Consider the following 26,600-nt stretch of genomic DNA (forward strand, 5'->3'; position numbering starts at 1 on the left):
TTAAAATATAAAAGGGTAATTTTATCTTCCTAGCGACGAAAAGCGAACGATTCAAAGCCCGAATCATTCGCTTTTGGTTTATCTTATCTTAAGCCAAGACGTCTCCATTTTGGTGATTTTCGTCAACCATTACAACGTTAACATTACCATCATTTTCAGTCGATAAAATCATTCCTTGACTCATTTCACCGCGCATCTTACGGGGCTTCAAGTTTGCAACAATTACGACTTTCTTTCCGACTAGAACACTAGGATCTGGATAGTACTTAGCAATCCCTGATAGAATCTGGCGTGGTTGGTCATCTCCGGCATCTAATTTAAACTTAAGTAATTTATCAGCACCCTCAACAGATCCTACTTCCAACACCGATGCCACTCTTAATTCAACTTTATCGAAGGCTTCGATTCTGATTTCTTTTTTTCCATCAGTTTCAACAGGTTGCGATTTGCTCGTTTCAGCCATTGCCGCTCTTCCCTTCTTTTTATCTGATTTTGTCATTTTATTCTTTAAGAATTCGACTTCTTTATCAACATCTAAACGTGGGAAAATTGGCGTTCCTTTTTCCACAACCTTAGTTGATGCAGGGATCATCCCAAATTTAAGATTGTTCAACTCAAGTCCCTTTGGATCTAAACCTAGTTGCTCAAAAATTTTAGCTGGCGACTGCGTCATCATTGGTTGAATCAAAATGGCAATAACTCGCAAACTTTCCGCTAGATGATTCATCACGCTCGCTAATTTTTGCTTAGACTCATCGTCGTCATTTCTTGCAAGAATCCAAGGGGTTGTTTCATCAATATATTTATTTGTTCGAGCAACTAACTTCCAGATTTCTGCTAAAGCATCAGCAAAATGAAGATCGTTCATTAACTCTTCGTAATTTTTAATTGTTGTAGCAGCCGTATCTTCCAAATCTTTATCCACAGCATTTACACTACTCTGGAAGGTTGGAATTACGCCACCCTCATATTTATTAATCATGGCAACCGTTCGATTTAGTAAATTACCAAGGTCGTTAGCTAAATCAAAATTAATTTTTGAAATGAAATCTTCTGGAGTAAAGTTACCATCATTCCCATAAGGCATGGCTTTTAATAGGTAATAACGCAATGCATCTAGACCATAATTTTCAACAATTGTTTCAGGATAGATTACATTGCCCTTTGACTTCGACATCTTACTATCCTTCATCAATAACCAACCGTGACCATAAATTTGATCGGGTAGTTCTAAGCCAAGTGCATGCAGCATAATTGGCCAATAAATTGTATGGAACCGAACGATTTCTTTTCCCACCATGTGGACATTAGCTGGCCAGAATTTTTTGAAATTTCCATCATCATCGCTTCCATATCCTAATGCTGTAATATAGTTCGATAAGGCATCGATCCAGACATAGATAACATGCTTAGGATCGTTTAGAATTGGAACGCCCCACTTAAAGCCAGTTCGAGTAACAGCTAAATCTTCCAAACCGGGTTTAATGAAATTATTGATCATTTCATTCATTCGACTAGCTGGTTGGATGAAATTGGGGTGAGTCTGGTAATAATCTAATAGCCAATCAGCGTACTTACTCATTTTAAAGAAGTATGACTCTTCTTTGACGAGTTCTACTTCATTCCCAGATGGGGCTTTACCACCGATCACTTTGCCATCTTGATCCCGATAAACTTCAGCTAACTGCGATTCTGTAAAGTATTCTTCATCTGATACAGAGTACCAGCCTTCATACTCCCCGAGATAAATATCTCCTTGATCTAGTAACTGCTGAAAAATTTTCTGAACTGCTTTTTCATGGTAATCATCGGTTGTTCGGATAAACTTGTCGTTTGAAATATCCAACAATTTCCAAAGTTTTTGGATATCCTCAGCCATGCCATCAACATAGGCTTTAGGCGTCGTATTTAACGCCTCCGCTTTCTGTTCAATTTTTAATCCATGTTCATCGGTTCCGGTTAGAAAAAAGACGTCTTTTCCTTCTAAACGTTGAAAACGAGCTTCCGCATCACACGCAATGGTCGTGTATGAATTACCAATGTGTAGCTTTCCAGACGGATAATAAATTGGAGTAGTGATATAGTATGTGTTATTTTCTGCCATTTATGGTTCCTCTATTCTAGTCAAGTTAATTAATTGTAATTGTATCATATTTTGACGAGTCCAAAACCGGTCTATTTAGTAGTTAAAACATCATTTCATTAAAATAAATCCATTTGAACCGGTCCTAATCCTTCAAAATGTAGTCCCAAAATTTTCTGAAGTTCTTCACCATTGTCAACAGCATCGTGATTACCATTATTATTGAAAATCACGGTGACATCGGACACCTGCTCGGCAACTGCCTTAATCCACTTTGCTAGCTCGTTTAACTCGTCCGTTGAATAGCGATAATTGGTTCGCTCACGACGCCATTCTTTTCCACTGTTAAACCAACCTTTGGCGTTTCGACCATGTAAACGAAACATTGCTTTATCAGTACTGGTTACCTGTAAAACCAACGGCATCCCAAGGTTTCCGTCAAACGGTTCGTCGACGGTGACATTAATCATATTCAGTCGTTCTAAATACGATATTGTGTCAGCCTCTAACGCCTTCGTAAACCAGCTGCTATTTCTGAATTCAACCGCAATTGGCAGGTTTCCCATCATTTCACGGATTTCAAAAAGGTATCGGATGTTTGTTAAATCACAGCGAAACGATGGTGGAAATTGAAATAAGACCGACTCTAATTGTTGACTGTTAATCAGTGGTTGCATTACTTTTCGAAACGAGGTAAATTCCATTCGACGTTCCGGAGTCAGGTATTCCTCGTCGTCATTCGTGTCATGAAGTGTCATCACCCGTGAAGCCTTAAAAATAAATTTAAAGTTTTCCGGGACCTGATGCTGCCAATTGACAATATTCGATAATGAAGGAATTGCATAAAAGGAGCTGTCTACCTCCACAACTGGAAAATGTCCCGCATATTCATCTAATGTTGATTTCTCTTTTCCTTCGACCGATAAACTCGGATGATCGGCCCACGTGCTCATTCCAATTTGAATCATGTTATCGTCCCCACAAATAAATTTCCAATTAAGCAAAACGAGCACCAACCCAGCTCGGATTGATACCCGTTTTATTTAATCCTTAAAAGTTACCCGATTCTGTCACATTATATTACAGTTACATTTATTTAAGTATTGTTAGTATTGCCGAAATACCTACCATAATTAAATTAATCCACATTAATAATAAATCGATCAACCGACCTTCAACCCGGTGAACAAGTGGTCGAATCAAGAAAATCATCAGTCCAATGTAACTCAGAAATGATAAATTAGGCCAGAACATCATCAAAATCAAGCCTAAAACCACCATCCCTAATCCAAGTTGCTCAGCACGCGAAAGATGTCTGAAATCATGCTGTTGGACGAGTTTAATGCCTTTTCTTTTAGCACTCGTAATCCGCTGAATATCATATACTTTGACCACAATTGCGACAATCGTATAAATGAATAGAAGTGTTCCGGCGGTCTTGCCAACCGAACTACCACTGAAAAACTCTAATCCAACCGCCGTTGTCATCATTACTAATATGCTAAAAAACAAACCAACAAACTCTTTAGTATCCGAAACCTGGTTAACGACTGATTCTTCATGCGGGGTTAATTTTCGAATTTTCAAAATCATGTGAATTAACGCATATGCTACGGCACCTGTCACAATTAATGAAAAAAATAAAATTGTCCAGAAGTCAATTCTTCCGGTAACTAATCTAAAAACAAACAAGAAAACTGCGACTAGTGAAAGAACTCCCGCTCCGTTAGCGGCTATATTCCAACCTTTTTCACTCATAGTATTAAAAATCTCCATAATCAAATGCGTAAGTACTTATTATTTTAACATTTAATTTATGCTCTATCCATCTCGTTTAATAAAAATCAACCTTCTGTTGTAAACTATTATATAATAAGGATGTGACAGAAACCGAGTAGCAGTTGAGGATTAGCCGAGCTCGGGGGAAGGTCCACGGGTTGGGTGGAGGTTGCACTGGGCGTCGCTAACCACAAACTGCCGGTTGCTGGAACTCAACTAATAAGGATGTGACAGAAACCGGGTAGCAGTTGAGGATTAGCCGAGCCTGGGGACACCGATTATTTGGTTCAACATAACAACTAAAAAGATAACTTTTTGACTGTTAATTAAGGAGGAGGATGCATTATGAATAAAGAATTGCATAAATCACGGACCGATCGCTTTTTTTCTGGCGTAATTGGGGGATTTGCAGAAACTTACGGTTTAGATTCCACTTTACTAAGAATCATTTACACTGCATTAACTCTTTTTACAAGTCTTATACCTGGCGTAATCATCTATGTGGTTGCGATGATGGTAATGCCTGAAGATTAATTCATACTTTGCTTCTAAAAAACCATCTGTTCACTAAAAAGTCGCGAACAGATGGTTTTACGTTGTTTTTTAAGAAACAAACATACTATCTAATTGTATAAGGCATTTGCATTTCTTCAAAAAATTCTTTTACATTTTTAGCATATAACTCTCGGAAATATTCGTCGCTTGGTTTATCGCTAGGAGTTGGAACAACGAAGGCATTTTGCTGATCACTAATCCCCAAACCCACAAATCCTCGGGTGTCCTGTGCCTTTTCGCGTAAATCAGAATGAAAAATTTGGAACAACTGTTTAACTGATAATCGGAGTTGACGCTCACTGAAAACACTGCCCAAAGTTGCAAATTCTAAGGCATGCAACTCTGGTAATCCCCATTCTTTAAGTTGCTCATCAACCAGCGTAAAGGCCTTGATAACTTTGCGGCGAAAATCAAACGGCGTGGTAATTGTTCGTTGATTTAATTTTTTCATAATCGTTTGGGCTGTTTGATATGCCGTAGGATAATTTTTGATTAATCGATCTTCAAATCGTCCTAAATACTCGCCATAAAAAGTAATTGCATCCATCATCATTATCAACCGGATTGCACTAAATCCATCCACAGCTCCGTCTTTTTCAGGTTCAACCGCATCTAGAATTCCCTTGAAAAATTCTTCTTCAATTTCGTCATCAATTAGATAATGCCGTCGTTGTTCAGCTACAACCACTTCATGTGCGATGACATCGTAGAGTTCTGTAATTAAGAACATTAATTGATTATCAGTATCTTCTTCACCTGTTGATAATTGGAAATAAAGTTGTGGAAAGCCCTTCAAAATCATCAACATATGGATTAATTCATGAGAAGCCGTATAATCGGGAGCGGTTATGTCGTTAACCTTAATCAGCAGTTTCCCATCTTCATGATATTGTTGCGATTGATCGTGGCGAACGTAACCCGCTTTTTCATCACCAAAACTTAACCGCACTTCTCCGGGAAAACTTGCATTCACTTCTTCAAGCAGTGATTTGACCGTGTCACTTACCGTTACTTCACTCATTATTTCATATCCTTCTTTCTTATTTCTTCGACAACTTTTTTTGCATTTTGGGCGTTAATCTGGCCCCCACTAACTAGCAATTCAACTGCCTCAGACAGTTTATCATTTGGTGCACCATGTTCTAATAACAACGATTTGGCTTGTAATCGCATGTGTCCACGCTGAATTCCTTCCGAAACAATGGCCTTTAGGGCAGCAAAATTTTGAGCCAGTCCAACGGAACCAATGATCTCAGCCAAGCGTTTAGCGTTGGGTGAACCCAGTATCTTTAAATTCAATTGGGCCATTGCGTTAATTCCGATTGAACCACCCACCGTCGCAACCGGTAGAGGAAGTTGAATTTTACCAACCAACTGATCATCACTAATTTTCCATGTACTTAGTCCTCGATACTGCCCGTCTCTTGCCGCATAAGCATGTGCGCCACTTTCAACTGCCCGCCAATCATTTCCAGTTGCGATTACAACTGCATCAATTCCGTTCATGATTCCTTTATTGTGTGTTGCCGCGCGATACGGATCGACTTGTGCATATTCACTTGCCAAAACAATTTTTTGCGCGAGTTCGTCCCCCAACGATTTAGTTGGTACTTTACAAGTGACAACGGTTAGCGCTTGATCGGCTAAATTAGATAAAATTGCCATGTCAACATCAACTACGTGCTTTTCAAAGTCGACCTTCAAGGCTTCCAACATCGAGTTCAGCGTGTTGGCCCCCATAGCTTCCTTAGTATCCACGAATAAATCCACCGATGTTTTATTCGTATCCAATCGGCGAGCGGACATTTTAAGCGCACCTCCGCCACGTTTTTGCATTGACGGATGGGCCGCATTGGCGATTTCAAGGAGTTTTTCTTGATTGATTTTAACGTACTCGTCAATTACTTCAAATCCTGCTTTACTTATCAACAGTTGGCCTATCACTAGGCGCTGACTTTGCGCAATGAAGCCCCCCGCTTGACTGACTATTTTAGCACCATTACTTGCCGCCGCAATAACTGAAGGCTCCTCGGTCACCATCGGAACAACGTATTCTTTTCCATTAACTTTTAAATTAACTCCAATTCCTTCCGGTAAGCTAAAATCAGTCAAGTAGTTTTCAATTTGCTCCTGATGGACCGAGTCAACTTTCAAATTAGAAAAATCGATTCCGGTCGCTTTAAGAAGAACTTGCAATTGCTGTGCGCGCGTCAATTTATGGTACCCTTCAATCATTAGTTACTCCTCTTTTCGTCCTTTATTGATGTATTCGGAAATAATTCCCTCCCGAACGCCACTTTCTGAAAAAATAACTCGATCGGCGTCAATCATTTGTAATAACATCACCAAAGGTAACATTCCGCCAACGATAATATCCGCCCGACTTGTTTCCAATCCCGCCATCTTTTTTCGTGCATCTAAATTACGTGTAATTAAGGCCCTAAATGTTCGATTAACTGATTCCGTCTTTAATCGGTACCCATGAATATTATTAATCCGTGATATTTTTTGTCGTCTTCGGTTCATGCGGGCCAAAGTTCGATTGGCACCGCCCAGTAGTACAATTGGTTTATTGAACGCATCCATAATCCACCAAATGTCACGCAGTTGCTGGTTTACAAAAATTTCTGCGGAAAATAAGTTATCAGCCCTAATTGCATTATTTAGATGGAAACGTTCTGAGAGTGAGACAGCTCCGATTGGAATGCTAATTAAATTCCGCGCTTTTCCCTCATGGACATCAATTAATTCACAGCTCGCTCCACCTGTATCTAGTATCAAACAATCCTTAACTTCTAACGAATTGATTACTCCCAAGTAATCATAGTAAGCTTCATCATCTCCAGATAATACGTCTAATTTAATTCCAGTTTCTTTTTGAACGCGCTTTAAAAATTCACGTTGATTACGCGCCATTCGCACTGCTGCAGTTGTAATTCCGCGGACTTCAATGTTTGAGTATTCTTCATAAATCACCTTGAAACGATGTAAAGCATCAATCGTTCGATTCATTGCCTGCGGCCGAAGAAGACGTTCTCGCCCCATTCCTTCAGAAATGCGCGAGTCTTCCTTGATTCTCTTAATTTCCCTAAAAGATCCATCCTCCGCAATCGTGTTAATTGCCATTCTTACAGAGTTAGATCCTAAATCTACAATCACCAAATTTTTCATTATGGCATCCTCATTTTAAATTAAAATATTCTTTTTTATTTTACCATTAGGATGGAGATAAAAGGAACTTTATCCTATGCATTAATTCGCAAAAATTAAAATAAAATGAGATGTTTTTTAATTTTTCGTTGACACCTTGATTTCGTCCAACTAGAATACCTCTATGCTATATATATTTAATTAGCAATGCCCACATTAGAAATATTACATGGAGGAGGAAGACACTATGAACGGTGAGTTAAGCGTCAAATCTGCTATCAAAGAAACATTGCCAACCGTCTTTGGCTATATCGGAATCGGGATTGCTTTTGGCATAATTGGTCACGCTGCGGGTATTTCAACTTTGTTAGTCGGGTTAATATCAATTATTATTTATGCGGGATCTGCACAATTTATTACAGTTAGCATGTTAACTGCTGGTGCACCCGTTCTCTCAATTATTATCGCAACATTCTTGGTAAATTCTCGAATGATTCTGATGAGTGCATCTCTTGCTCCATATTTTGAGAAATATTCAGTTTTAAAGAACGTTCAAATTGGAACATTACTTACGGATGAAAGCTTCGCGTTAGGAATGAATAAAATCAATCATACAAATCATCAGCTATCATTTGAATGGTTTAACACTGCAAATATCATTGTATATCTAACTTGGATTGTTTCTTCCATCATTGGAGCCGAGCTTGGAAATTTAATCGGCGATCCCCAAACATGGGGTCTCGATTTCGCAATTATTGCGATGTTTTGGGGACTTTTATATTTACAAGTCCTTGCCGATCGTCAATTTTCATTTAAATTACAAGTTTTAGTTATCATTACCGCCATCGTCCTGACTTACGTTGGAATGATTTTCTTACCAAAAACATTAGTAATTATTGTTGTAACCATCGTTGGATGTGAATCGGGGGTCCTTATCAAACATGCTTTCTTCTAAAATTATTTTAACCACCATTGTTGGTTGCGGCCTAGTGACATGGTTGTCGCGTGTCTTACCGATCGTTTTACTAAAAAAAATTAAACTCTCTGAAGGTGTGAGCGAATTTTTATCGTTTGTTCCAATTGTCATCATGACCACACTCTGGTTTAGTAACCTATTTACTGCCCATCAAGGACAATTGCCACAGTTAAACATGGATTATGCTCTGGCAACAATCCCGACGATCATTTCAGCCATTGCAACTAAAAGCCTATTAGTAATAGTAGTTGTGGGAATGGCGTCCTTAGCAATTATTCGGATGTTTAATTAAAGTAAAAATACGTGAAAAATCTAGAATTGATTTTTCACGTATTTTTTAAGTTGTAGTACAAGTCGGTCTGTGTAATTGGTGACAGACATGAACTTTTGCGGCTGGTTCACCAAGTACACCTATCCAGTTCAAGTTTTATATTATTAGCTTGGCATGCTAGTCCTTAAAAGCAACTCGACTTTGGTCGTATTTTCATTTTTAAAATTTATCAAAATAGTTAATCCCAATCGCATCCCGAACTTCTTTTAATGTCTGTTCCGCAATTTGATTAGCTTTATCGCTACCATTTTTCAAAATTTGGTAAACACCGGGGATATCTGCCGCAAATTTTTCACGACGTTCTCGAATCGGACGAAGTTCATTTTGAAGAACTTCATTTAAGTAACGTTTAATTTTAACGTCACCTAGTCCACCTGCCTGATATTGTTCCTTTAGTTCTTGAACTTTTTGTTGATCTGGATCAAAAATATCCAAATAGGTAAAGACCGTGTTGCCTTCAATATGTCCCGGGTCTTCAACGCGAATATGTTGCGGATCAGTGTACATGGACATTACTTTCTTTTGAATGGTGTCTTCATCATCAGCAAGATAAATTGCGTTACCAAGCGATTTTGACATTTTAGCATTACCATCTAATCCTGGAATTCGGCCCATTCCTTTAGGTGGGAAATACCCCTCTGGTTCAACTAGAACATCTTTTTGATAAATACTGTTAAATGAACGAACAATTTCACGAGTTTGTTCTAGCATCGGTTCTTGATCGTCGCCAACTGGAACTGTATCAGCCTTAAAAGCTGTGATATCAGCTGCTTGACTAACCGGATAGGTAAAGAAGCCGGCGGGGATACTCTGACCAAAAGATTTTTGCTTAATTTCGGTTTTCACGGTCGGATTACGTTCCAAACGCGCAACGCTGACAAGATTCATGTAATGCTGCGTTAATTCACTCAAAGCCGGAATCTGTGATTGTACAAACATCGTTGATTTAGCTGGATCAAGCCCCACTGCAAGGTAATCCAAAGCAACTTGAATCAAGCTGTTCCGAATTTTTTCTGGATCACGGGCGTTATCAGTTAGCGCTTGCATGTCAGCAATCATGATAAACGTTTCATAGTCACCAGTATTTTGTAGCTCTACTCGATTCTTTAACGAGCCAACATAATGCCCGATATGTAGTTTACCAGTTGGGCGATCTCCCGTTAAAATAACCTTTTTTTCTGTCATATGTTCTTTCCTCCAATAAAAAATCCTATCATTCAAATTGAACAATAGGACGAAAAATCGCGGTACCACCTAAGTTGTAACTCCGCTATAAAGTTACCACTCTGATTGAAAGATAAGGGATTTCGCCCGATTGTGTCTCCATTTCGCTTACCATGAAACTTTTCAGCAATCGTTTCTCTCTGTCAGTGGTTTACTACTTAATATCATTCTAGATGGAAATAACGATGATGTCAAAAAATCAAGGATGTGACGGAAACCGATTAGCAGTTGAGGACTAGCCTAGCTTGGGAAAAGGTCCACGGGTTGGGTGGATGTTTTTCTAAGCGTCGCTAGCCACAAACTGTTGGTTGACGGAACTCGACTAAATCAAGGATGTGACGGAAACCGGCAATCCGCAATTTAATCCGTGGTTAATTCGATTAAATTCCCCTCTGGATCTTGAATAACGGCTTCGTAATAACCATCCCCTGTGGTCCGCGGACCGCTTAATAGTGGATACCCATCTTTAACAAAACGCTTCGTAAACCGATCAACATCCGCTTTTTCTCCAACCGAAATAGCAATATGACTATAACCTAAACTATCCGCCACTCTTCCTGAGAGAAATTTTTTAGTAGTCAACTCTAATCGACTTCCCGATTTAAAGTTAAGGAAATAGGATTGGAATTGGGTTTTAGGATTTAGATACAATTCTGTACTTTCTACTTCAAAATATTTTTGATAAAAATCCTTCATTTTTGCTAAATTATTGGTCCAGATTGCAACATGTTCAATATGCATAATTTATTCTCCCAGCATGAAATATTTATACGTTTATTAAACCATGTTTTGCAGTTCTCGACCGTTTTTTTTAGCGGTAGTTGTTTTTTATTTTGAACGTTATCTGTATGATTAAAGTTTGATGCAAATTTTAATCCGATGCAAATTTACAGCGTTTTTCATTACATCCTGATTCTTTGACATTTTAGCATTCACCGACTAGAATTATTCAAGCATTAATTTCATAAGGAGGCGGTTCATTTGGACGAGCAATACCAGGAACAGCAACGTGTGAACCACGTGATCGAAAAGATTTGCGAACAAAAGCAACATACCGAAGAGCTTTACGAAAAAGCACATAAAGAAACCAGCCAAGTTGAACAAAACTACTCACAAAACGCTAAAGTTAACCTAATTGAAGCCGACGATCGGATTGAAACTCACGCCGAAATTCAACAGCAAAAGGGACTTGTTGCTCGTGCCGTTGAAAATGAATCGATTCTAAAGCGTCAAATCGATGAATTAGATGACTTGCAAAAATCCCCCTATTTTGGTCGAATTGACATTCAAGATGAGGATGAAGACCATCCCGAATCCCTCTACATTGGGATCTCTTCATTTGCCGACCGTGACGGGAACTTCTTAATTTACGATTGGCGTGCACCAATTTCTAGTATTTACTATAATGGTACGCTTGGGAACGTAACCTACGACACTCCAGCCGGATCAATGCAAACAGAACTACTTAAAAAAAGGCAATTTACGATTAATCATGGTGAAATCATTCATATGTTTGATACTAACGAAACGGTTGGCGATGAACTTCTCCAACAGGCGCTTGGTGAACAAAATGATGAACACATGCGTAACATCGTTTCAACCATTCAAAAAGAACAAAATGATATTATTCGCGACGTTCGAAGCGATTTACTAGTCGTTCAAGGAGTCGCCGGTAGTGGTAAAACTTCTGCGATCCTTCAAAGAATCGCATTCTTGTTGTACCATAGTCGCGCTTCTTTAGACGCTGATGAGATTGTTCTTTTTTCACCAAACAGACTTTATAGTCGCTATATTTCAGATGTTCTTCCCAGCCTGGGTGAACGAAACATGCGTCAGCTAACCCTCGCTGAATTCTTCAATCGTCGTTTGGAAGGAATGCATGTTCAAACACTCTTTGATCGTTTTGAAAATCAGCAAAGTAATTCAAAAGTTGAACAAAAGATTATTAACTTTAAGGAAGGACAAACATTTATTGATTTAATTCAAAAATATGAAAAAGAACTTCCTACCGCTAAAATCAAATTTGCTAATATTAATTATCAGGGCGAAGTTTTCTTCGCAAAAGATGAGATTCAGTCCATTTTTGAACAATTTCCTCAAAGCATGCGGATTAAAGAACGCACTTTAAAAACTAAAAACGAATTAATTAAACGTCTAAAAAAACGGGTTGACTCAGAAATTAAAAAAGATTGGGTTCAAAATCAAATTAACCAAATTAGCGAGGAAAAGTATCATGAGCTAGTTGGTCGGCGGCACTTTAAATCATATGATGATGAAAATTACTTCATCGGTCGAAAAATTGTTGACAAAGAATTTCAAATTATTGATGATGCGATTTTTAACGACTACTTTATCGATATTTATTCGCAGTATGCCGCATTTTTGACAACGTTATCCACTGCCGATATTAATTGGCAGCAAGTTGCTAAAACCTTTAATGCCAACCTTGAAATGCACTACATTGCTTTAGAAGATGCTGCACCCGTGATGCTATTACGTGATTTGCTCACCGGGAGCGGGACTAATCGGAAATTTCAGTACGTTTTTATTGATGAGATGCAGGATTACTCAATTGCACAATTAATGTATCTTAAGCACGCTTTCCCAAGAGCAAAATTTACCCTTCTTGGTGACAGCGAACAAACCCTGTTTAAGGACGTCACGGAACCACAAATGCTTCTAAAAAAATTAAAAGAATCTTTCCAAGTCAAACGTGCAAATTTAATTACTCTTAATCGAAGCTATCGCTCAACAGCGCAAATTACTAATTTTGCGGCCGCACTTCTACCGGACGGTGACAAAATTCAAGCTTTTAGTCGTGAAGGAGCACTACCAACCGTCATCATTGCCGATAATCAAGATCAGGCCACCCGCGATTTGCGCCGACTCTGTCAATCGGAACTTGAAGACTATGGTACCATCGCCATTTTGACCAAAAACATGGAAGAAAGTGAACATGTGTCTGATCTTCTTCGCGATTTGAACCCGAGTTTGCTAAATGACGGCGATCGATCACTTCCAAAGGGCATTGTTGTTCTACCAATCTATCTTGCAAAAGGACTTGAATTTGATTCCGTAATTGCTTATAACGTTTCTGAAGAAAACTTTGGTGATCAATTTTGGCGTGGCACCCTCTACATAATTGCCTCTCGCGCAATGCATCACTTGAATCTAATCAGTATTGGGGACGTATCGAAGCTAATTACAAACATAAATTCTGACATGTTTGGAATACAACGCTCTTTTGACTTTTCTAAGTAATTAAAATGTTTTTTAAAAAAGCTGTTAAATAATTTATCAGATTCAAATTATATCTGATATTATTTAACAGCTTTTTAATATTATTTCATAAATTCAATCATTCGTTGAACGGCTTCATCTAGTAGGTTCTGGCTCGTAGCGTATGATAGTCGGATATGTCCTGGCATCCCAAATGCCTCTCCAGCTACCACCGCAACGTGCGCTTCTTTTAAAAGGGCCATCGCAAAATCAACAGATGAGCTAAATCCTTTTAGTCGCATTGCTTCTTCAACATTTGGAAATAGGTAGAACGCACCATCTGGTTTATTTTCTAGTTTAAATCCTGGTACATTTTGCATCGCAGCATAAGTATTATTTAGGCGACCTTCAAATGATTGGCGCATTTCCTCAACGGGCTCTTGGGACCCTGTCAATGCCTCTAACGCCGCGTATTGTGCAACGGCGGCCGGGTTGGACGTCATGTGTCCTTGAAGGGCCGTAATCTTTTGGATGATTTGGGGTGAAGCAACAACATATCCAATTCGCCATCCTGTCATTGCGTACGCCTTAGAAACCCCATCGATTAAAATTGTATTTTCCACAATTTCATCGCTCATCGTCATCACCGAAGTGAATTTTGTACCATTATAAACAAGCTTTCCGTAAATTTCATCAGCAATTAACAAAATTTTATTATCCACGGCCCATTTAGCGATTGCCAACGTCTCTTCTTCCGTGTAAACCAACCCCGATGGATTTTGCGGCGAATTTAGGACTAAAATTTTAGTACGACTCGTTTTAAACTGGCTTAGTTCTTCCGGTGTCGTCTTTAAATTTGATGCTTGTGGTTTAACTGGAACAACCACGCCACCGGCTAACTTTACTTGCTCTTCATAACTTACCCAATATGGTGCAACAACTAAAACTTCATCTTGATCATTTAGCAAAGCCTGAAAGGTTTCAAAGAGGCCCATTTTGGCCCCCACGGTTACCGCCACTTCATTGGCAAGAACCGTCCGCCCCGTATCCTGTTCGACATGTTCAGCAATTGCTTGGCGCAGTTCAGGTAATCCACCAACTGGTGTGTAATAACTTGCTTTTCCCGATTCAACACTTTTGACCGCCGCATGAACAATCGAATCTGGTGTTGTAAAGTCGGGTTCACCCGTACTTAAGTTGATAACGTCTATTCCATCTTTTTGCATTTTCTTGGCTTCGGTTGAAACAGCCAATGTTGCTGAAGGGCTGACTCCCTGCGCCCGTTTTGAAAATTCCATCATCCTACCCCTTTGTTAACTCAATTAATAAGTCGCCTGTTTCAATTTGCATTTCATTTTTAGCGTAAATCTTCTTTATTGTCGCATTGAACGGCGCACGAATTGCAGTCTCCATCTTCATTGCTTCCGTAACGATTAAATTATCTCCTTGCTGAACTTTCTGTCCAACTTCTACTTCAACACTGACAACTGATCCAGCCATCGTTGCGCCAATCTGCTCATCATTAGTTGGCTCAGCCTTTTGACGCTGTTCTTTTGTAATTTTAGCATTGATATCATGAATAATGACTTCCTCATTTTGACCGTTCACATCGAAGAAAAGCGAACGCTGGCCGTCTTCATTTGCATCACTAATTTCTCGAAGAACAACGATTGTAGACTGTCCTTTCCCCAACTTCAAATCAACCCGCTGACCAATCCGCATTCCTCGGAAAAATACCGGGGTGTCAAGTAACGGCATTGGTCCAAACTCTGCTCGTCGATTAATGTAGTCCGCCATAACATCTGGATATAGAATGAACGACATCACTTCTTCATCACTCGCACTATATCCTAGAATTTTGCTGGTATTCTTTCTTTCAATTTCAAAATTAGCTGGCTTTGCCAGTGAACCTGGACGGACATCTAGGGGCTTTTCACCCTTCAAAATTATTTTTTGAAGTTTTTGGGGGAATCCGCCAGCTGGCTGTCCTAAATCTCCACGGAAGAAATTGACCACCGACTCGGGGAAGTTTAACTGTTTCCCATTCTCCATAACCAGCGCGGGCGTTAAATCATTTTGAACCATGAAGAGTGCCATATCGCCGACCACTTTTGATGATGGCGTAACCTTTGGTATATCACCAAACATTTGATTAACTTCAGCGTACATATCTTTAACTTCATCCCAGCGATCACCCAAACGAACTGCATTAGCTTGTTGATGCAGATTTGTATACTGTCCACCCGGCATTTCAATTTGATATATTTCAGTTTGTGGTCCATTTAGTTGCGTCCCAAAGCCTTCATAATATGGACGAATTCCAGCCCAGTACTCGTCTAATTTTTCTGCATTTTTAATGTTTAAGTCAGGCTGCCGTTTGTCTCCTGATAGTGCATAGTAAAGAGACTGCATCGAAGGTTGTGACGTTGTTCCAGCCATTGCGGATGTTGCAACGTCAACGACGTCCACTCCTGCCCGAATCGCTTCGGAATAGAGATAAATTCCGTTTCCAGTCGTATCATGTGTATGCAAATGCACCGGAATATCCAATTGATCCTTTAATTCCGAAACCAATTCATATGCGGCTTGAGGTCGTAAAATTCCGGCCATATCTTTAATACCAATAATGTGTGCACCTGCGGCCTGAAGTTCCTTAGCAAGGCTAACGTAATAATGTAAATCGTATTTAGCCCGATCTGGATTTAAAATATCGCCGGTGTACGCCATGGCCGCCTCGGCAATTTTATTATTGTCTCGAACCATTTTAATTGATTCTTCCATTTGTGGAACCCAGTTTAACGAATCAAAAATCCGAAAAACATCAATTCCATTTTGTGCTGAGAGCCGGATAAACTCATCAATCACATTATCAGGATAATTTTGATATCCAACTGCATTTGAACCTCTCAATAGCATCTGGAGCATCGTATTAGGCATTTTTTGTCGCAGTTGTCGTAACCGATCCCATGGATCCTCCCCCAGGAAACGATAGGCAACATCAAAGGTTGCACCACCCCAAACCTCTGCTGAAAATAGATTAGGCAACCCTTTTTGGACTTGATCGGCAATCTCAACCATATCTTTAGTCCGCATTCGTGTTGCAAATAACGATTGATGTGCATCCCTCATCGTCGTATCAGTCAGCAAAACTTTTGGTTGGCGCTTTAACCATTCTACGGCAGCTTCTGGACCAGATTCATCCAAAATCTTCTTTGCCGATAATTGTTGTTGGGGCTCTTCAAAATGAGGATGGTACTGATTAACTGTTAAGTAAGAATTTTTGGAGTCCAGTCCTGGATAGCCATTAACAGTTGTATTTGCAATATAATTCAATAACTTCGTCACTTTTTGTGTTTCGGGCTTTAAATCAAATAGTTCTGGCGTATTGTCCACAAAGGTGGTCGGCGCAAACTCAGATTTAAAAATCGGATGTTGAATTAATTTTTTTAAAAACGGTATGTTAGTCTTAACTCCACGAATCACAAATTCTTTTAGAACTCGATTCATTTTTACAAGTGCTTCATCAAACGTAGAGGCATGAACGATGGCCTTTGTTAAAAGAGAGTCGTAGTACGGCGTCACAATTGCACCGGCAAAAGCATTCCCAGCATCCAAACGGACGCCTGTTCCACCAGGTGAACGGTACGTCTGAATTCGACCAGTGTCCGGAATAAAATTATTCATTGGATCTTCGGTTGTAATTCGAGCTTGAATTGCTACACCAACGGCTTCAATCTGATTCTGAGCTGGAATTTCCATCTCTTCGTGAAGATGCTGTCCTTCTGCAATTTTAATTTGTGATTGAACAATATCAACACCGGTTACTTCTTCGGTAACGGTGTGTTCCACTTGGACTCGGGGATTCACTTCCATAAAGAAGAACTCATCACCTTCTACCAAAAATTCAATCGTTGCCGCATTACTGTAGTTGACTGACTTCAACAATCTAAGTGCTGCATCCCGAATTTTCTTCCTCAAATCAGAACTAATTCCAATTGCGGGCGCAAATTCAATAATTTTTTGATGACGTCGCTGAATTGAAGAATTACGCTCAAATAAATGAACCATGTCGCCATGCTCATCGGCGATCACCTGGACTTCGATATGAATTGGATCAACCAAATACCGTTCCAAGTAAATTTCATCATCGCCAAAAGATGAAGAGGCCTCTGATTGAGCGCGCTCGAATGCTTCTCGCATTTCATCTTCATGATTAACAATGCGCATTCCTTTTCCACCACCCCCGGCGGCAGATTTAACAAAAATTGGATATCCAAACTGGTTAGCAAATTTTAATGCCTCTTCAACGTTCTCAACTGGATTCTCAGTTCCCGGGATCGTTGGAACGCCGGCTTTAATCGCCGTGTTTTTAGCTTGCAACTTATCACCGAACATTTCTAAAAGTTCGGGTCTTGGTCCAATAAATTTAATACCTGCTTCTTCAACCGCACGTGCAAATTCAGCATTTTCGGAAAGAAATCCATATCCCGGATGAATTGCATCAATATCATTTTCTCTTGCCACCCGAATAATATCCGTGATATTTAGATAAGCACCAATTGGATCATCATCTTCACCGACTTGATAGGCTTCATCGGCCTTAAAACGATGCATTGAAAATTCATCCGCCTTCGCGTAGATGGCAATAGCTGTTTTGCCCAGTTCATGTGCGGCTCGAATAATGCGTGTCGCAATCTCACCACGATTGGCAATTAAAATACGTTGCATAATGGACCTCCTCAGTTTGATTGTTCGTAATTTAATGAATATTTAATCTCTATTTTATCAAATTTAAATATTTTTGAAACCTAAACTCTAAAAACTACTCTGATTTTAGAGCGATTTATCGTGGTGGTTTTAAAAAAGGCCTGTGACATAAGTTCCTTTGTCACAGACCTTCCCTCCATATTCGAATAATCTTGCCATGAAAGCGACGCCATTTCCTATTAACCATCAACAATGTAAATTGAGTTAGACACTGATGCTTGTTAAGATGCTATTCCACAAAAACCATCCAGTTTGCGTCGTATTTTCTTTTAAGCATTGTTCATCGCCGCCTTATTTCGACGAATTGCGTCCTTTAGGATAAATGGAGCAACTAGGGTTACAATCACGATTACCAATACAATTGCCGAATAGTACGTTTCACTCATCAAATGCTCTCCATAACCAATTTGTAGTGTAATTAAAGCCATTTCGCCTCGAGAAATCATTCCCGCGCCAATCACACCACTGCTTGTTAAATCAAAGCCCGACATATATGCTCCTAAGCCGCAACCCAATAGTTTCGTCAGCGTTGCTAACACCGTCAAGGTTACAATTAAACCAATTACCGATTGTAATCCTGAAAATGTCATTGATAGACCCACGCTAACAAAAAAGACTGGAATAAAAATGGCATAACCAATCGGTTCAATGCTTTCATTAATCTCATCATCTTGATCTGTCAAAGAAACGGCTACTCCTGCGAAAAAAGCGCCAATTGCACCACTAAGTCCCGCTACATCAGCTAACCACGCTAGCCCTAAACAGATAATCATTGACATCACAGTTCTTGAAGCCGTTATATATAGTCGATCTGAAAGTCGCATTAAGACGGGCACTATCCATTTGCCAATGACGTACACACCAATAAAAAATAAGATTTGATAGAAAATTGCTAGTCCAATATTAGAATTTGATCCGGTTTTTGAACTGGTTAACGCAATCATCACGCCCAACAGTAATACACCAATAATGTCATCTGCTACGGCCGCGCCCAAAATGGTCGCACCTTCTTTAGTATTTAAAGTTCGATACTCTTTTAGAACTTCAACCGAAATACTTACCGAAGTTGCCGAAAAAATCACACCAATGAAAAGGGACTCCATTGGATTCACGCCAAATAACAAACTGGCACCACCGACCAGTGCGATTGGGAGGATTACTCCCAAAACTGCAACAATTAAGGCCGGTTTGATATATTTTTGAAGCATTTTTAAATCACTTTCTAAGCCCGCTAAGAACATTAGAATAATTACGCCTATTTCAGAGAACACTGAAATCAATTCATTTGTATGAATTAATCCTAGCACTCCCGGTCCCAGTACAATTCCGATTAGTAGTTGTCCTACCACCGCGGGAAATCCAATTCGTTGAGCAAAATGGCCAGCTAAAAGGGTCAATACTAAAATTAAAACAAGGACACCCACGAACTCCATTCAATCATCTTCCTTTCAAAAATAATTCACGCTACATGCTTTAAGTATACTACATATACTCCAAATCACTGGCTTCCGTTGGGTACGCCCAGATTTGATTATTAATTTCCGACGCACTTCCACCATGATTTATAACGGTCGCAAAATCGTTAATTAAATGTTCCGCCTCACTGCTCATTGTCACCGCGCCGACAATTTTATTCGTCTTCCTTTCCCTAACAACGCTGACTTTTGCTTGAGGTTCTCCCAAACGGCGGTAAGTAAACCAATCCGTTGTTTCGTTAGTTTGAATCTGATACTGATCTTCATGCTCTAAAGCTTCTTGGAGTTTAACACCCGTTTGAGCTAGTTTGGGCATCCCATAAACGACGGTTGGGATTGCCGGATAGTCAATCGCTTCCGTTGTCTGGTTATTCAATAGTTTAGCTAAGTATTGTGCCTCAAATCCTGATACCGGTGTTAATTTGGGATGACTCTTTGAAATAACATCCCCCATAGCAAAAATTCCTTTTATCGTTGTTTCTAAATGATCATTGACCACGATTCCACCCCGATCGGTCTGCACACCAATTTTTTCAAGATTTAACGTATCATCATTAGGCTTCCGGCCGGCCGTTACAAACGCTCGATCAACTTTTAACGTAAATCCACTTTCATCGTCTAAAATAAAACGATTGGTTTCCTTCTTAATTTCTTTAATATCCGTATTTAAATGAATTTGAATATTTTCCGCTTCCATCTGCTTTAACAAATCATCTACATATTCCTTTGGAAAATCCTTTAATGGTCGATCATTATGATGAATAATATGAACCTTGGCTCCAGCGGCAGCCGCAATCATTGCTAGTTCAAAAGCAATGTAACCTCCACCAATGAACGCAATTTCATCCGGTAATTGATCCATCTTCAAAAAATCTGTACTAGTTAACATTAATTCCTGATTTTTAACTGCCATTAACCTACCTGGACGTTGACCTGTAGCAATCACAAATTTTGCGCTATGAATAATTTTATCACCCACTTTTAGAGTGTTAGAATCAACGAATTCCGCATGCCCACTGATTGTATCAATATCAGCATTAGATAGTCCTGAGCGGCTGTTTTTTGATACTGGAGCGGTAAATGTTTTTTCAAATTGCATCAAAGCCGGCCAATCAATTTCGGGAGCAGCCTTTATTCCATTATTCACGAGGTACTTACTGTGCATTCGAGCCTCAACGGCCGCTAACAGAACCTTTTTAGGATCGCATCCTCGGTTGGGACACGTACCACCCCAAAGATTTTCCTCGACGACGGCAATATTTAATCCCGCCTGTTTCAAAGGATACGCTAAACCTAATCCACCAGGTCCTGCTCCGATAATTACAACATCATAGTTAGTCATTATAATTTTCCTCCTTTAAATTAATGATTCGTCTCACTTAAATATTTAAACAACGCTTGCCGATCAATCCAGCCCACTGATTTACCGTTTTGATCAACCACTTCTAAAGTCTCCACAATCGCTAATTGATGAAACGCCTCTTCCAACGTATCAGTTATTTTAATTTTTTCTGTTGGTAATTTTGGCGTATCGGTGTCAAAACCCGTCCGAATAATTTTTTCAATTTGTGTTTGATACAGATTTTTTCCGACCGTAGAAGCAAAGAAATCTTCAACAAATTTATTGGCTGGATGCTGTGCAATCGCTTTTGGAGTATCGACTTGTAAAAGCTCACCATCATTCATTACGCCTATTCGATCCCCTAATTTCAATGCTTCATCCATATCATGTGTCACAAAAATAATCGTACTTTTTAACTTTTGATGTAATTTTAAAACTAAGTCTTGTAGCTGCGTTCTGACAATTGGATCAAGTGCACTAAACGGTTCATCAAACAAAACAATGGGTGGTTCAGAAGCAATTGCTCGTAAAATTCCAATCCGTTGTTGTTCCCCACCGGAAAGTTCTCTTGGATAACGATTTCGATATCGTTCAGGATCCAAATTAACTTCTCTAAGTAATTCATCAACTCTAATTCGAATATCTTCCTTTGAAAAATGTTTCATTTCAGGGATTAAAGCGATATTTTGTTCAACGGTCATTGTTGGAAACAAAGCAATTTGTTGTAAAACATAACCAATTTCTAGTCGTAAATTACGCAAGTTATAGTCTTTTATTTTTTTACCATTAAACAAAATATCTCCATCATCTTGGACAAAAAGTTGGTTAATCATCTTCAGCGTGGTTGTTTTTCCGCTTCCAGATGTCCCAACTAGGACAAACAATTCACCCTCCTGAACCTTAAAGCTTAAATCCTTAATCACTCGCCGGTCGCCAAAATCCTTTTTTACATGTTGAAATTCAATCATCGTTTCGGACACTATTTGACATCTCCTTTCAACAAACCTTTTTTAACTAGATAATTCCTAGCAACGTCTCCCGCCGATTTCTTCTGCACGTTAACTTCATAATTCATTTCCTGCATTTCCTTTTCAGAAATCTTTCCGGCCAATTGATTCAATGCTTTAACAACTTCCGGATGCTTTTTAGCAAAACTTGACTTCATTAAGGGCGCCCCTTGATATGGTGGAAAGACATGCTGATCATCTTCCAAAGTAACTAAATCTAGTTGTCGAATTTGACTATCCGTTGAATACGCATCCGCAACGTTGATTTGATTATTTTTTATCGCTGAATATCTCAACGAGGCCTGCATTGATTTGATTGGTATATTTAATCCATATTTCTGTTTAATTCCGACCCATCCATCTTTTCGATTGATAAATTCAAGGGTCATTCCACCGTTTAATTTCGATTCAATTTTCTTCAAATCAGAAATTGTTTTCAGATTATATTTTTGAGCAAAATCCTTTTTCACCACAATAGCGTAAGTATTTTGATACTTCATTGGTTTTAAATAGTCCATCTTAAACTGCGATTGCAAAAGTTTTTTACCATCCTGATACGTCTGTGCCGCACCTAAATGATTGTCTGGAGCATTTTTAACTAACGTTTCTAAAACGGTTCCCGTGAATTCTGGGTAAATATCAATTTTATTTGATTTTAAAGCATTGAATAAAAATGTTGTTTCTCCAAAATTTTGTTTCAAAACAACTTTAGCATTTGGTTGCTCCTGTTCAATTAAATCTTTATACATGTTAATTAAAATATCGGGCTCTGAACCCAATTTTCCAGCAATCGTGATGGTTTCAGGTTCCGATGTAAAAAACTTAGTTGAGGCAACCCCACCGATTGCAACCAATAGTACGCCAAGCGTTATTAATATTTTTTTAATTGACATTTTTTGCGTAACGTTAATTAATGCACTTAACCCAATCGCCAAAAGTGCCGAGCTGATTGCTCCCAATAGAATTAATGAAGGATCATTTCGATTAATTCCTAATAAGATAAAGTTTCCTAATCCACCGGCACCGATTAAAGCTGCTAAAGTTGCCGTCCCGATGATCAAAACTAATCCGGTTCGAATTCCGGAAATAATTACTGGCATCGCTGTCGGAAGCTCAACCTTAAATAACTTTTGCAATGGTAGCATTCCAAAGGCATCTGCCGCCTCCTCTAGCGATGGATCAATCTCGGTAATTCCGACATAAGTACTCTGAAAAATTGGTAGTAGTGCGTATATGACCAACGCGATAACGGCCGGAACACTTCCAATTCCAACTAATGGAATTAATAGCCCAAGCAATGCCAACGAGGGGATAGTTTGGAGAACACCCGTGATTTGAAGTAACCATTCTGCCACTTTTCGATGATGCGTTGTCCAAATTGCGAGTGGCATAGCGATTATAATTGCAAGTATCAAAGCAATCATCGAAATTTCGATATGTTGTATAAGTGCCTGCCAAAGTTCACTTCTTTGATCTATAAAAGTTTGAATTAAATTCTGCATTCTCTCAACTTCTTTATTAGTATTTAAAACTTATGTTTAACATAAAGTATCTCACAAAAAAAATGACAACCCCAGAGAAATACTCCAGAATTGCCAAATTTCTTAAAATGTTGTTTTGATTTGTGCCGGTTTAGTTGTTACTAATATCCTTCCGTCGTGAATAGAATACAGTAGTTCTTTACGCTCATTTAGCTCATCATAAAAGTTTCGAGCATTAAATATTAAGCAATTTGCTGGTTTACCGACCTCAATACCATAGCGATTTTGAACGTTTAAAGTACGTGCTCCATTGTTGGTTGCCAAATTATAAGAATCCATAATTTGCGAGTACCCCATTAACTGTCCAGCATGAATTCCCATATGAACTGGATCCAACATGTTACCATCGCCCATTGGATACCAAGGATCCTTAACGTCATCTTCGCCAAAGGATACGTTAATATGATGTTCAAGAAGTTCCTTAACCCGCGTTAATCCACGCCGTTTAGGATATGTATCAAATCGACCACCTAAATGAATATTCACAAGCGGATTAGAGACCATGTTAATTTTTGATAGCTCTAACAACCGCATCAATTTATAAGCGTACGCATCGTTATACGATCCCATCGCAGTTGTATGACTAGCGGTGACCTTCTCGCCCAGTCCACTTTCATAAGCCAAAGTCGCCAGCACTTCCAAATATCTCGAGTTAGGATCATCGATTTCATCGCAATGAACATCGATTAATTTATCGTACTTTTCCGCCAACTGAGTTATGTACTTTAATGAATCAACTCCATAATCCCGATTAAATTCAAAGTGGGGAATCCCACCGATTACGTCCACACCCATTTTTACAGCTTGTTCAATTAATTGTTTTCCATTCGGAAATGATAAAATTCCTTCTTGTGGAAACGCAACTAACTGTAAATCCATAAAATCTTTTACTTCCTGTTTTACTTCTAGTAAAGCTTCCAAAGCCGTGAAATGAGCATCCGTTGTATCAACATGACTTCTCACAAATTGAATACCATGACTGGCTTGATTTTTCAAAGTTTGAATAGCTCGTTGTTTTACATCATTTTTTGTGAGCGTCTTCTTCCGCTCAGCCCAAATTCGTATTCCGTCAAATAATGTTCCCGTCTCGTTCCACTCGGGATCACCGGCAGTCAATGTGGCATCCAAATGCACGTGTGAATCAATGAACGGTGGTATTAATAATTTTCCGTCCGCATTAATGACCTCTTCATTGTTCTGCGCTTTAATATCTGAACCGATTTTTGTAAAAATACCATTTTCAATTCGAAGATCACTTTTCTTCGAACTATTTTCAATGTAAACACCTTTAATTAACATAGTACTATTCCACCTTTTTTAATCGCATAATTCCCCAGTATAATAATCCGATAACTATCATTACAATAAATGTCGCTCCGGTATATTTCTGAATGAACGCCATGTGTTGCAATCCAATGTAAATTAAAACACCAACAATCCACAAAGTAAACGCCGTCCAATGTACCCCATTCTTATACCAATATTTCCCTTTTGGATTACCTAATTCGCTTGGTCGATAATCTTGCTTAGCAATCACAAAGTAATCTACAACCATAATGCTAATAATTGGGCCCAACACCATTCCAACATAGTCCAAAAAGGCTGTAAAAGTTTCTAAAAAACTTCCATAAAATACAGGAATAAAAGTGACAAACGTCGCAATAATTGTTGTTATTAACAATGACTGCTTTAATGTTAATTTCGAAAACATGTTGTTTAAAGCTGAACCGGCGGCCTGAATATTAACAGCATTTGCCGTCATACTTGTTAACATAATAACCAACATTGCAATAATTCCTAAACCAAGTCGATTAGCAATCGTACTTGGATCTGAGTTATTGGGATCATAAACGCCAGAGCTGATTGCAATACTAATTGTGGCACTTAATCCAATAAATGCAAAACCAAATACTCCTAAGTTTGCACCTAAAAATGGAGCCGTTGTTGCCGTACCCGTTTTTTTAGTAAAGCGTGTAAAGTCCGCTCCCGCCGTTACCCATGCCAGATTAAAAGCCGCTAACGTGTCCATCGCCGTTCCAAAGCCCATTTTTAGGTTTGAAGGAACCTGCCAATGACCGATTTGTGAAAACGAAACATCTTTAAAAACAACGATTGATTCCCATATGACAAAAATAATAACTAATATAATTCCAATTCTTTCGATAATTTGGATCGATCTCTGACCCGCAATAATGCTTAGCAGATGTAAAATACTCATTACCGCAATTCCCGCGATTAGTCCTAAATTCCCCCCAGGCTTTCCATATACCGGCCATCCTAAAAAACTATGTAATATATAAGAAACGGACGTCGCCGCAATGAATGTGTTAACCGCTGTCCATCCAACAAATTGTGTTAAATTTACGATTGAAGGAATGACGCTCCCTTTAATTCCAAAGGAGGCCCTCGAAAGCGCCATTGTGGTGACACCCGTTTTTTTACCCATATAACCAACTAACATTAAAAATACATAGGAAATACTTGATGCCACAATTAATGCCCTAATTCCGCCCCAAAATCCGCATGCTGCAATAATCCCACCAATAAACCAGGTTCCATTATTAGCATTTGCACCGATCCACGTGGCAAACATATCCCAGTAGGTCATGTGACGATGTTCCTCAGCGATACTCTCAACTTGGTACTTAGATTCCATTATTGAATTTCCTCCTAGCTTATTTAACACATTCTGAAAATTATACTAGATTTAATTCAAATAAGTAAAGGAATAATTTGCCAATAAAAAAAGCCTCAGACTTTATTCTGAGACTTTAACCATTCTATTAAGCCACTAGTCGGACTTGAACCGACGACCCCTTCCTTACCATGGAAGTGCTCTACCTAGCTGAGCTATAGTGGCATCTGTTAACTAAATTAGTATATCATATTTACTTACACTGTAAAACAAAAAATAGTATTTCAATGGTAATTTTATTAAAAAATTGGCCCTAGATTGAGGATCACTATCTTCTATTGACTTATTGACTTCAGAGTCGGTTCATAATTAAATTAAAACACTAAAATTATAAATTCAAATTAACAGTTCTATTTTCAATTAAAACTTAGATAACCAATTCAATCTATTATTTTCAACCAAATGAAAATTGGTTTGATATATTTTTCCACAAAAAAGAGCCTTCCATTCGGAAGA

Annotated in this window: 20 protein-coding genes and 1 tRNA gene; 4 read left to right on the plus strand and 17 right to left on the minus strand. The window is 38.9% G+C overall.

Annotated elements, in window-relative coordinates:
• Positions 1-88 precede the first annotated feature (88 nt).
• The 3 genes from metG to IV81_RS06440 all read right to left on the minus strand — a co-directional run bounded on the left by metG (position 89) and on the right by IV81_RS06440 (position 3,841).
• The gene (gene metG / locus IV81_RS06430) at positions 89-2,104 is read right to left on the minus strand and encodes a methionine--tRNA ligase (protein WP_057803444.1); all 2,016 of its coding nucleotides are present in this window, start codon (positions 2,102-2,104) and stop codon (positions 89-91) included.
• A gap of 98 nt (positions 2,105-2,202) precedes the next feature.
• Positions 2,203-3,051: a DUF72 domain-containing protein gene (locus IV81_RS06435; protein ID WP_057803446.1), complete on the minus strand. Its 849-nt coding sequence runs from the start codon at positions 3,049-3,051 to the stop codon at positions 2,203-2,205.
• Between the two features lie 124 nt (positions 3,052-3,175).
• The gene (locus tag IV81_RS06440) at positions 3,176-3,841 is read right to left on the minus strand and encodes a hypothetical protein (protein WP_057803448.1); all 666 of its coding nucleotides are present in this window, start codon (positions 3,839-3,841) and stop codon (positions 3,176-3,178) included.
• 366 nt (positions 3,842-4,207) lie between these two features.
• Here IV81_RS06440 and IV81_RS06445 point away from each other — a divergent pair, with 366 nt between their 5' ends.
• Positions 4,208-4,396 (plus strand): PspC domain-containing protein, encoded by a 189-nt coding sequence (locus IV81_RS06445; RefSeq protein WP_057803450.1) that lies wholly within the window; start codon positions 4,208-4,210, stop codon positions 4,394-4,396.
• An 85-nt stretch (positions 4,397-4,481) separates the two neighbouring features.
• Here the strand turns inward: IV81_RS06445 and IV81_RS06450 are convergent, their stop codons facing one another.
• The 3 genes from IV81_RS06450 to IV81_RS06460 are packed head-to-tail and all read right to left on the minus strand — an operon-like array spanning position 4,482 to position 7,588.
• Positions 4,482-5,438, minus strand: coding sequence for a hypothetical protein (locus IV81_RS06450; RefSeq protein WP_057803452.1), 957 nt, complete (start codon positions 5,436-5,438; stop codon positions 4,482-4,484).
• On the minus strand, positions 5,438-6,652 hold the full coding sequence (locus IV81_RS06455) for a hydroxymethylglutaryl-CoA reductase, degradative (protein WP_057803455.1): 1,215 nt from the start codon (positions 6,650-6,652) through the stop codon (positions 5,438-5,440). Before IV81_RS06455 ends, IV81_RS06450 begins: the two co-directional genes overlap by 1 nt.
• Before the next feature lie 3 nt (positions 6,653-6,655).
• Positions 6,656-7,588, minus strand: a complete 933-nt coding sequence (locus tag IV81_RS06460; RefSeq protein WP_057803457.1) for a Ppx/GppA family phosphatase — start codon at positions 7,586-7,588, stop codon at positions 6,656-6,658.
• Between the two features lie 226 nt (positions 7,589-7,814).
• Between IV81_RS06460 and IV81_RS06465 the strand changes: the two genes are divergently transcribed.
• Positions 7,815-8,522: an AzlC family ABC transporter permease gene (locus IV81_RS06465; protein ID WP_057803459.1), complete on the plus strand. Its 708-nt coding sequence runs from the start codon at positions 7,815-7,817 to the stop codon at positions 8,520-8,522.
• Positions 8,509-8,835, plus strand: coding sequence for an AzlD domain-containing protein (locus tag IV81_RS06470; protein WP_057803461.1), 327 nt, complete (start codon positions 8,509-8,511; stop codon positions 8,833-8,835). Before IV81_RS06465 ends, IV81_RS06470 begins: the two co-directional genes overlap by 14 nt.
• 198 nt (positions 8,836-9,033) lie before the next feature.
• On the opposite strand, the gene trpS is transcribed toward IV81_RS06470, so the two are convergent.
• Both trpS and IV81_RS06480 read right to left on the minus strand, forming a co-directional pair.
• On the minus strand, positions 9,034-10,059 hold the full coding sequence (gene trpS, locus IV81_RS06475; protein WP_057803463.1) for a tryptophan--tRNA ligase: 1,026 nt from the start codon (positions 10,057-10,059) through the stop codon (positions 9,034-9,036).
• Between the two features lie 399 nt (positions 10,060-10,458).
• Complete coding sequence (locus IV81_RS06480) at positions 10,459-10,839, minus strand: VOC family protein (RefSeq protein WP_057803465.1); 381 nt, start codon at positions 10,837-10,839, stop codon at positions 10,459-10,461.
• A gap of 240 nt (positions 10,840-11,079) precedes the next feature.
• Between IV81_RS06480 and helD the strand changes: the two genes are divergently transcribed.
• Positions 11,080-13,359, plus strand: coding sequence for an RNA polymerase recycling motor HelD (gene helD / locus IV81_RS06485; RefSeq protein WP_057803467.1), 2,280 nt, complete (start codon positions 11,080-11,082; stop codon positions 13,357-13,359).
• A gap of 80 nt (positions 13,360-13,439) precedes the next feature.
• Here helD and IV81_RS06490 read toward each other — a convergent pair whose 3' ends face one another.
• The 9 genes from IV81_RS06490 to IV81_RS06530 all read right to left on the minus strand — a co-directional run bounded on the left by IV81_RS06490 (position 13,440) and on the right by IV81_RS06530 (position 26,309).
• Positions 13,440-14,615, minus strand: coding sequence for a pyridoxal phosphate-dependent aminotransferase (locus tag IV81_RS06490; protein ID WP_057803469.1), 1,176 nt, complete (start codon positions 14,613-14,615; stop codon positions 13,440-13,442).
• A 4-nt stretch (positions 14,616-14,619) separates the two neighbouring features.
• Positions 14,620-18,045 carry a pyruvate carboxylase gene (locus tag IV81_RS06495; RefSeq protein WP_057803471.1) on the minus strand — a complete coding sequence of 1,142 codons (3,426 nt, stop codon included), beginning with the start codon at positions 18,043-18,045 and terminating at the stop codon, positions 14,620-14,622.
• Positions 18,046-18,353: 308 nt separating this feature from the next.
• Complete coding sequence (locus tag IV81_RS06500) at positions 18,354-19,517, minus strand: cation:proton antiporter (RefSeq protein ID WP_057803473.1); 1,164 nt, start codon at positions 19,515-19,517, stop codon at positions 18,354-18,356.
• 49 nt (positions 19,518-19,566) lie between these two features.
• Positions 19,567-20,901, minus strand: a complete 1,335-nt coding sequence (locus IV81_RS06505) for a dihydrolipoyl dehydrogenase family protein (protein ID WP_057803475.1) — start codon at positions 20,899-20,901, stop codon at positions 19,567-19,569.
• Between the two features lie 20 nt (positions 20,902-20,921).
• Complete coding sequence (locus IV81_RS06510) at positions 20,922-21,869, minus strand: ABC transporter ATP-binding protein (RefSeq protein ID WP_057803486.1); 948 nt, start codon at positions 21,867-21,869, stop codon at positions 20,922-20,924.
• Positions 21,870-21,880: 11 nt separating this feature from the next.
• A complete protein-coding gene (locus tag IV81_RS06515) occupies positions 21,881-23,410 on the minus strand; it encodes an ABC transporter permease/substrate-binding protein (protein WP_057803476.1) in 1,530 nt (509 codons plus the stop codon).
• A 102-nt stretch (positions 23,411-23,512) separates the two neighbouring features.
• Positions 23,513-24,748 (minus strand): cytosine deaminase, encoded by a 1,236-nt coding sequence (gene codA, locus IV81_RS06520; RefSeq protein ID WP_057803477.1) that lies wholly within the window; start codon positions 24,746-24,748, stop codon positions 23,513-23,515.
• Positions 24,749-24,752: 4 nt separating this feature from the next.
• Positions 24,753-26,105 (minus strand): cytosine permease, encoded by a 1,353-nt coding sequence (locus IV81_RS06525; RefSeq protein WP_057803478.1) that lies wholly within the window; start codon positions 26,103-26,105, stop codon positions 24,753-24,755.
• A gap of 130 nt (positions 26,106-26,235) precedes the next feature.
• Positions 26,236-26,309, minus strand: a tRNA-Thr gene (locus IV81_RS06530).
• Positions 26,310-26,600: the final 291 nt, after the last annotated feature.

The organism is Pediococcus stilesii (genome assembly GCF_001437075.1).
GTDB lineage: Bacteria > Bacillota > Bacilli > Lactobacillales > Lactobacillaceae > Pediococcus > Pediococcus stilesii.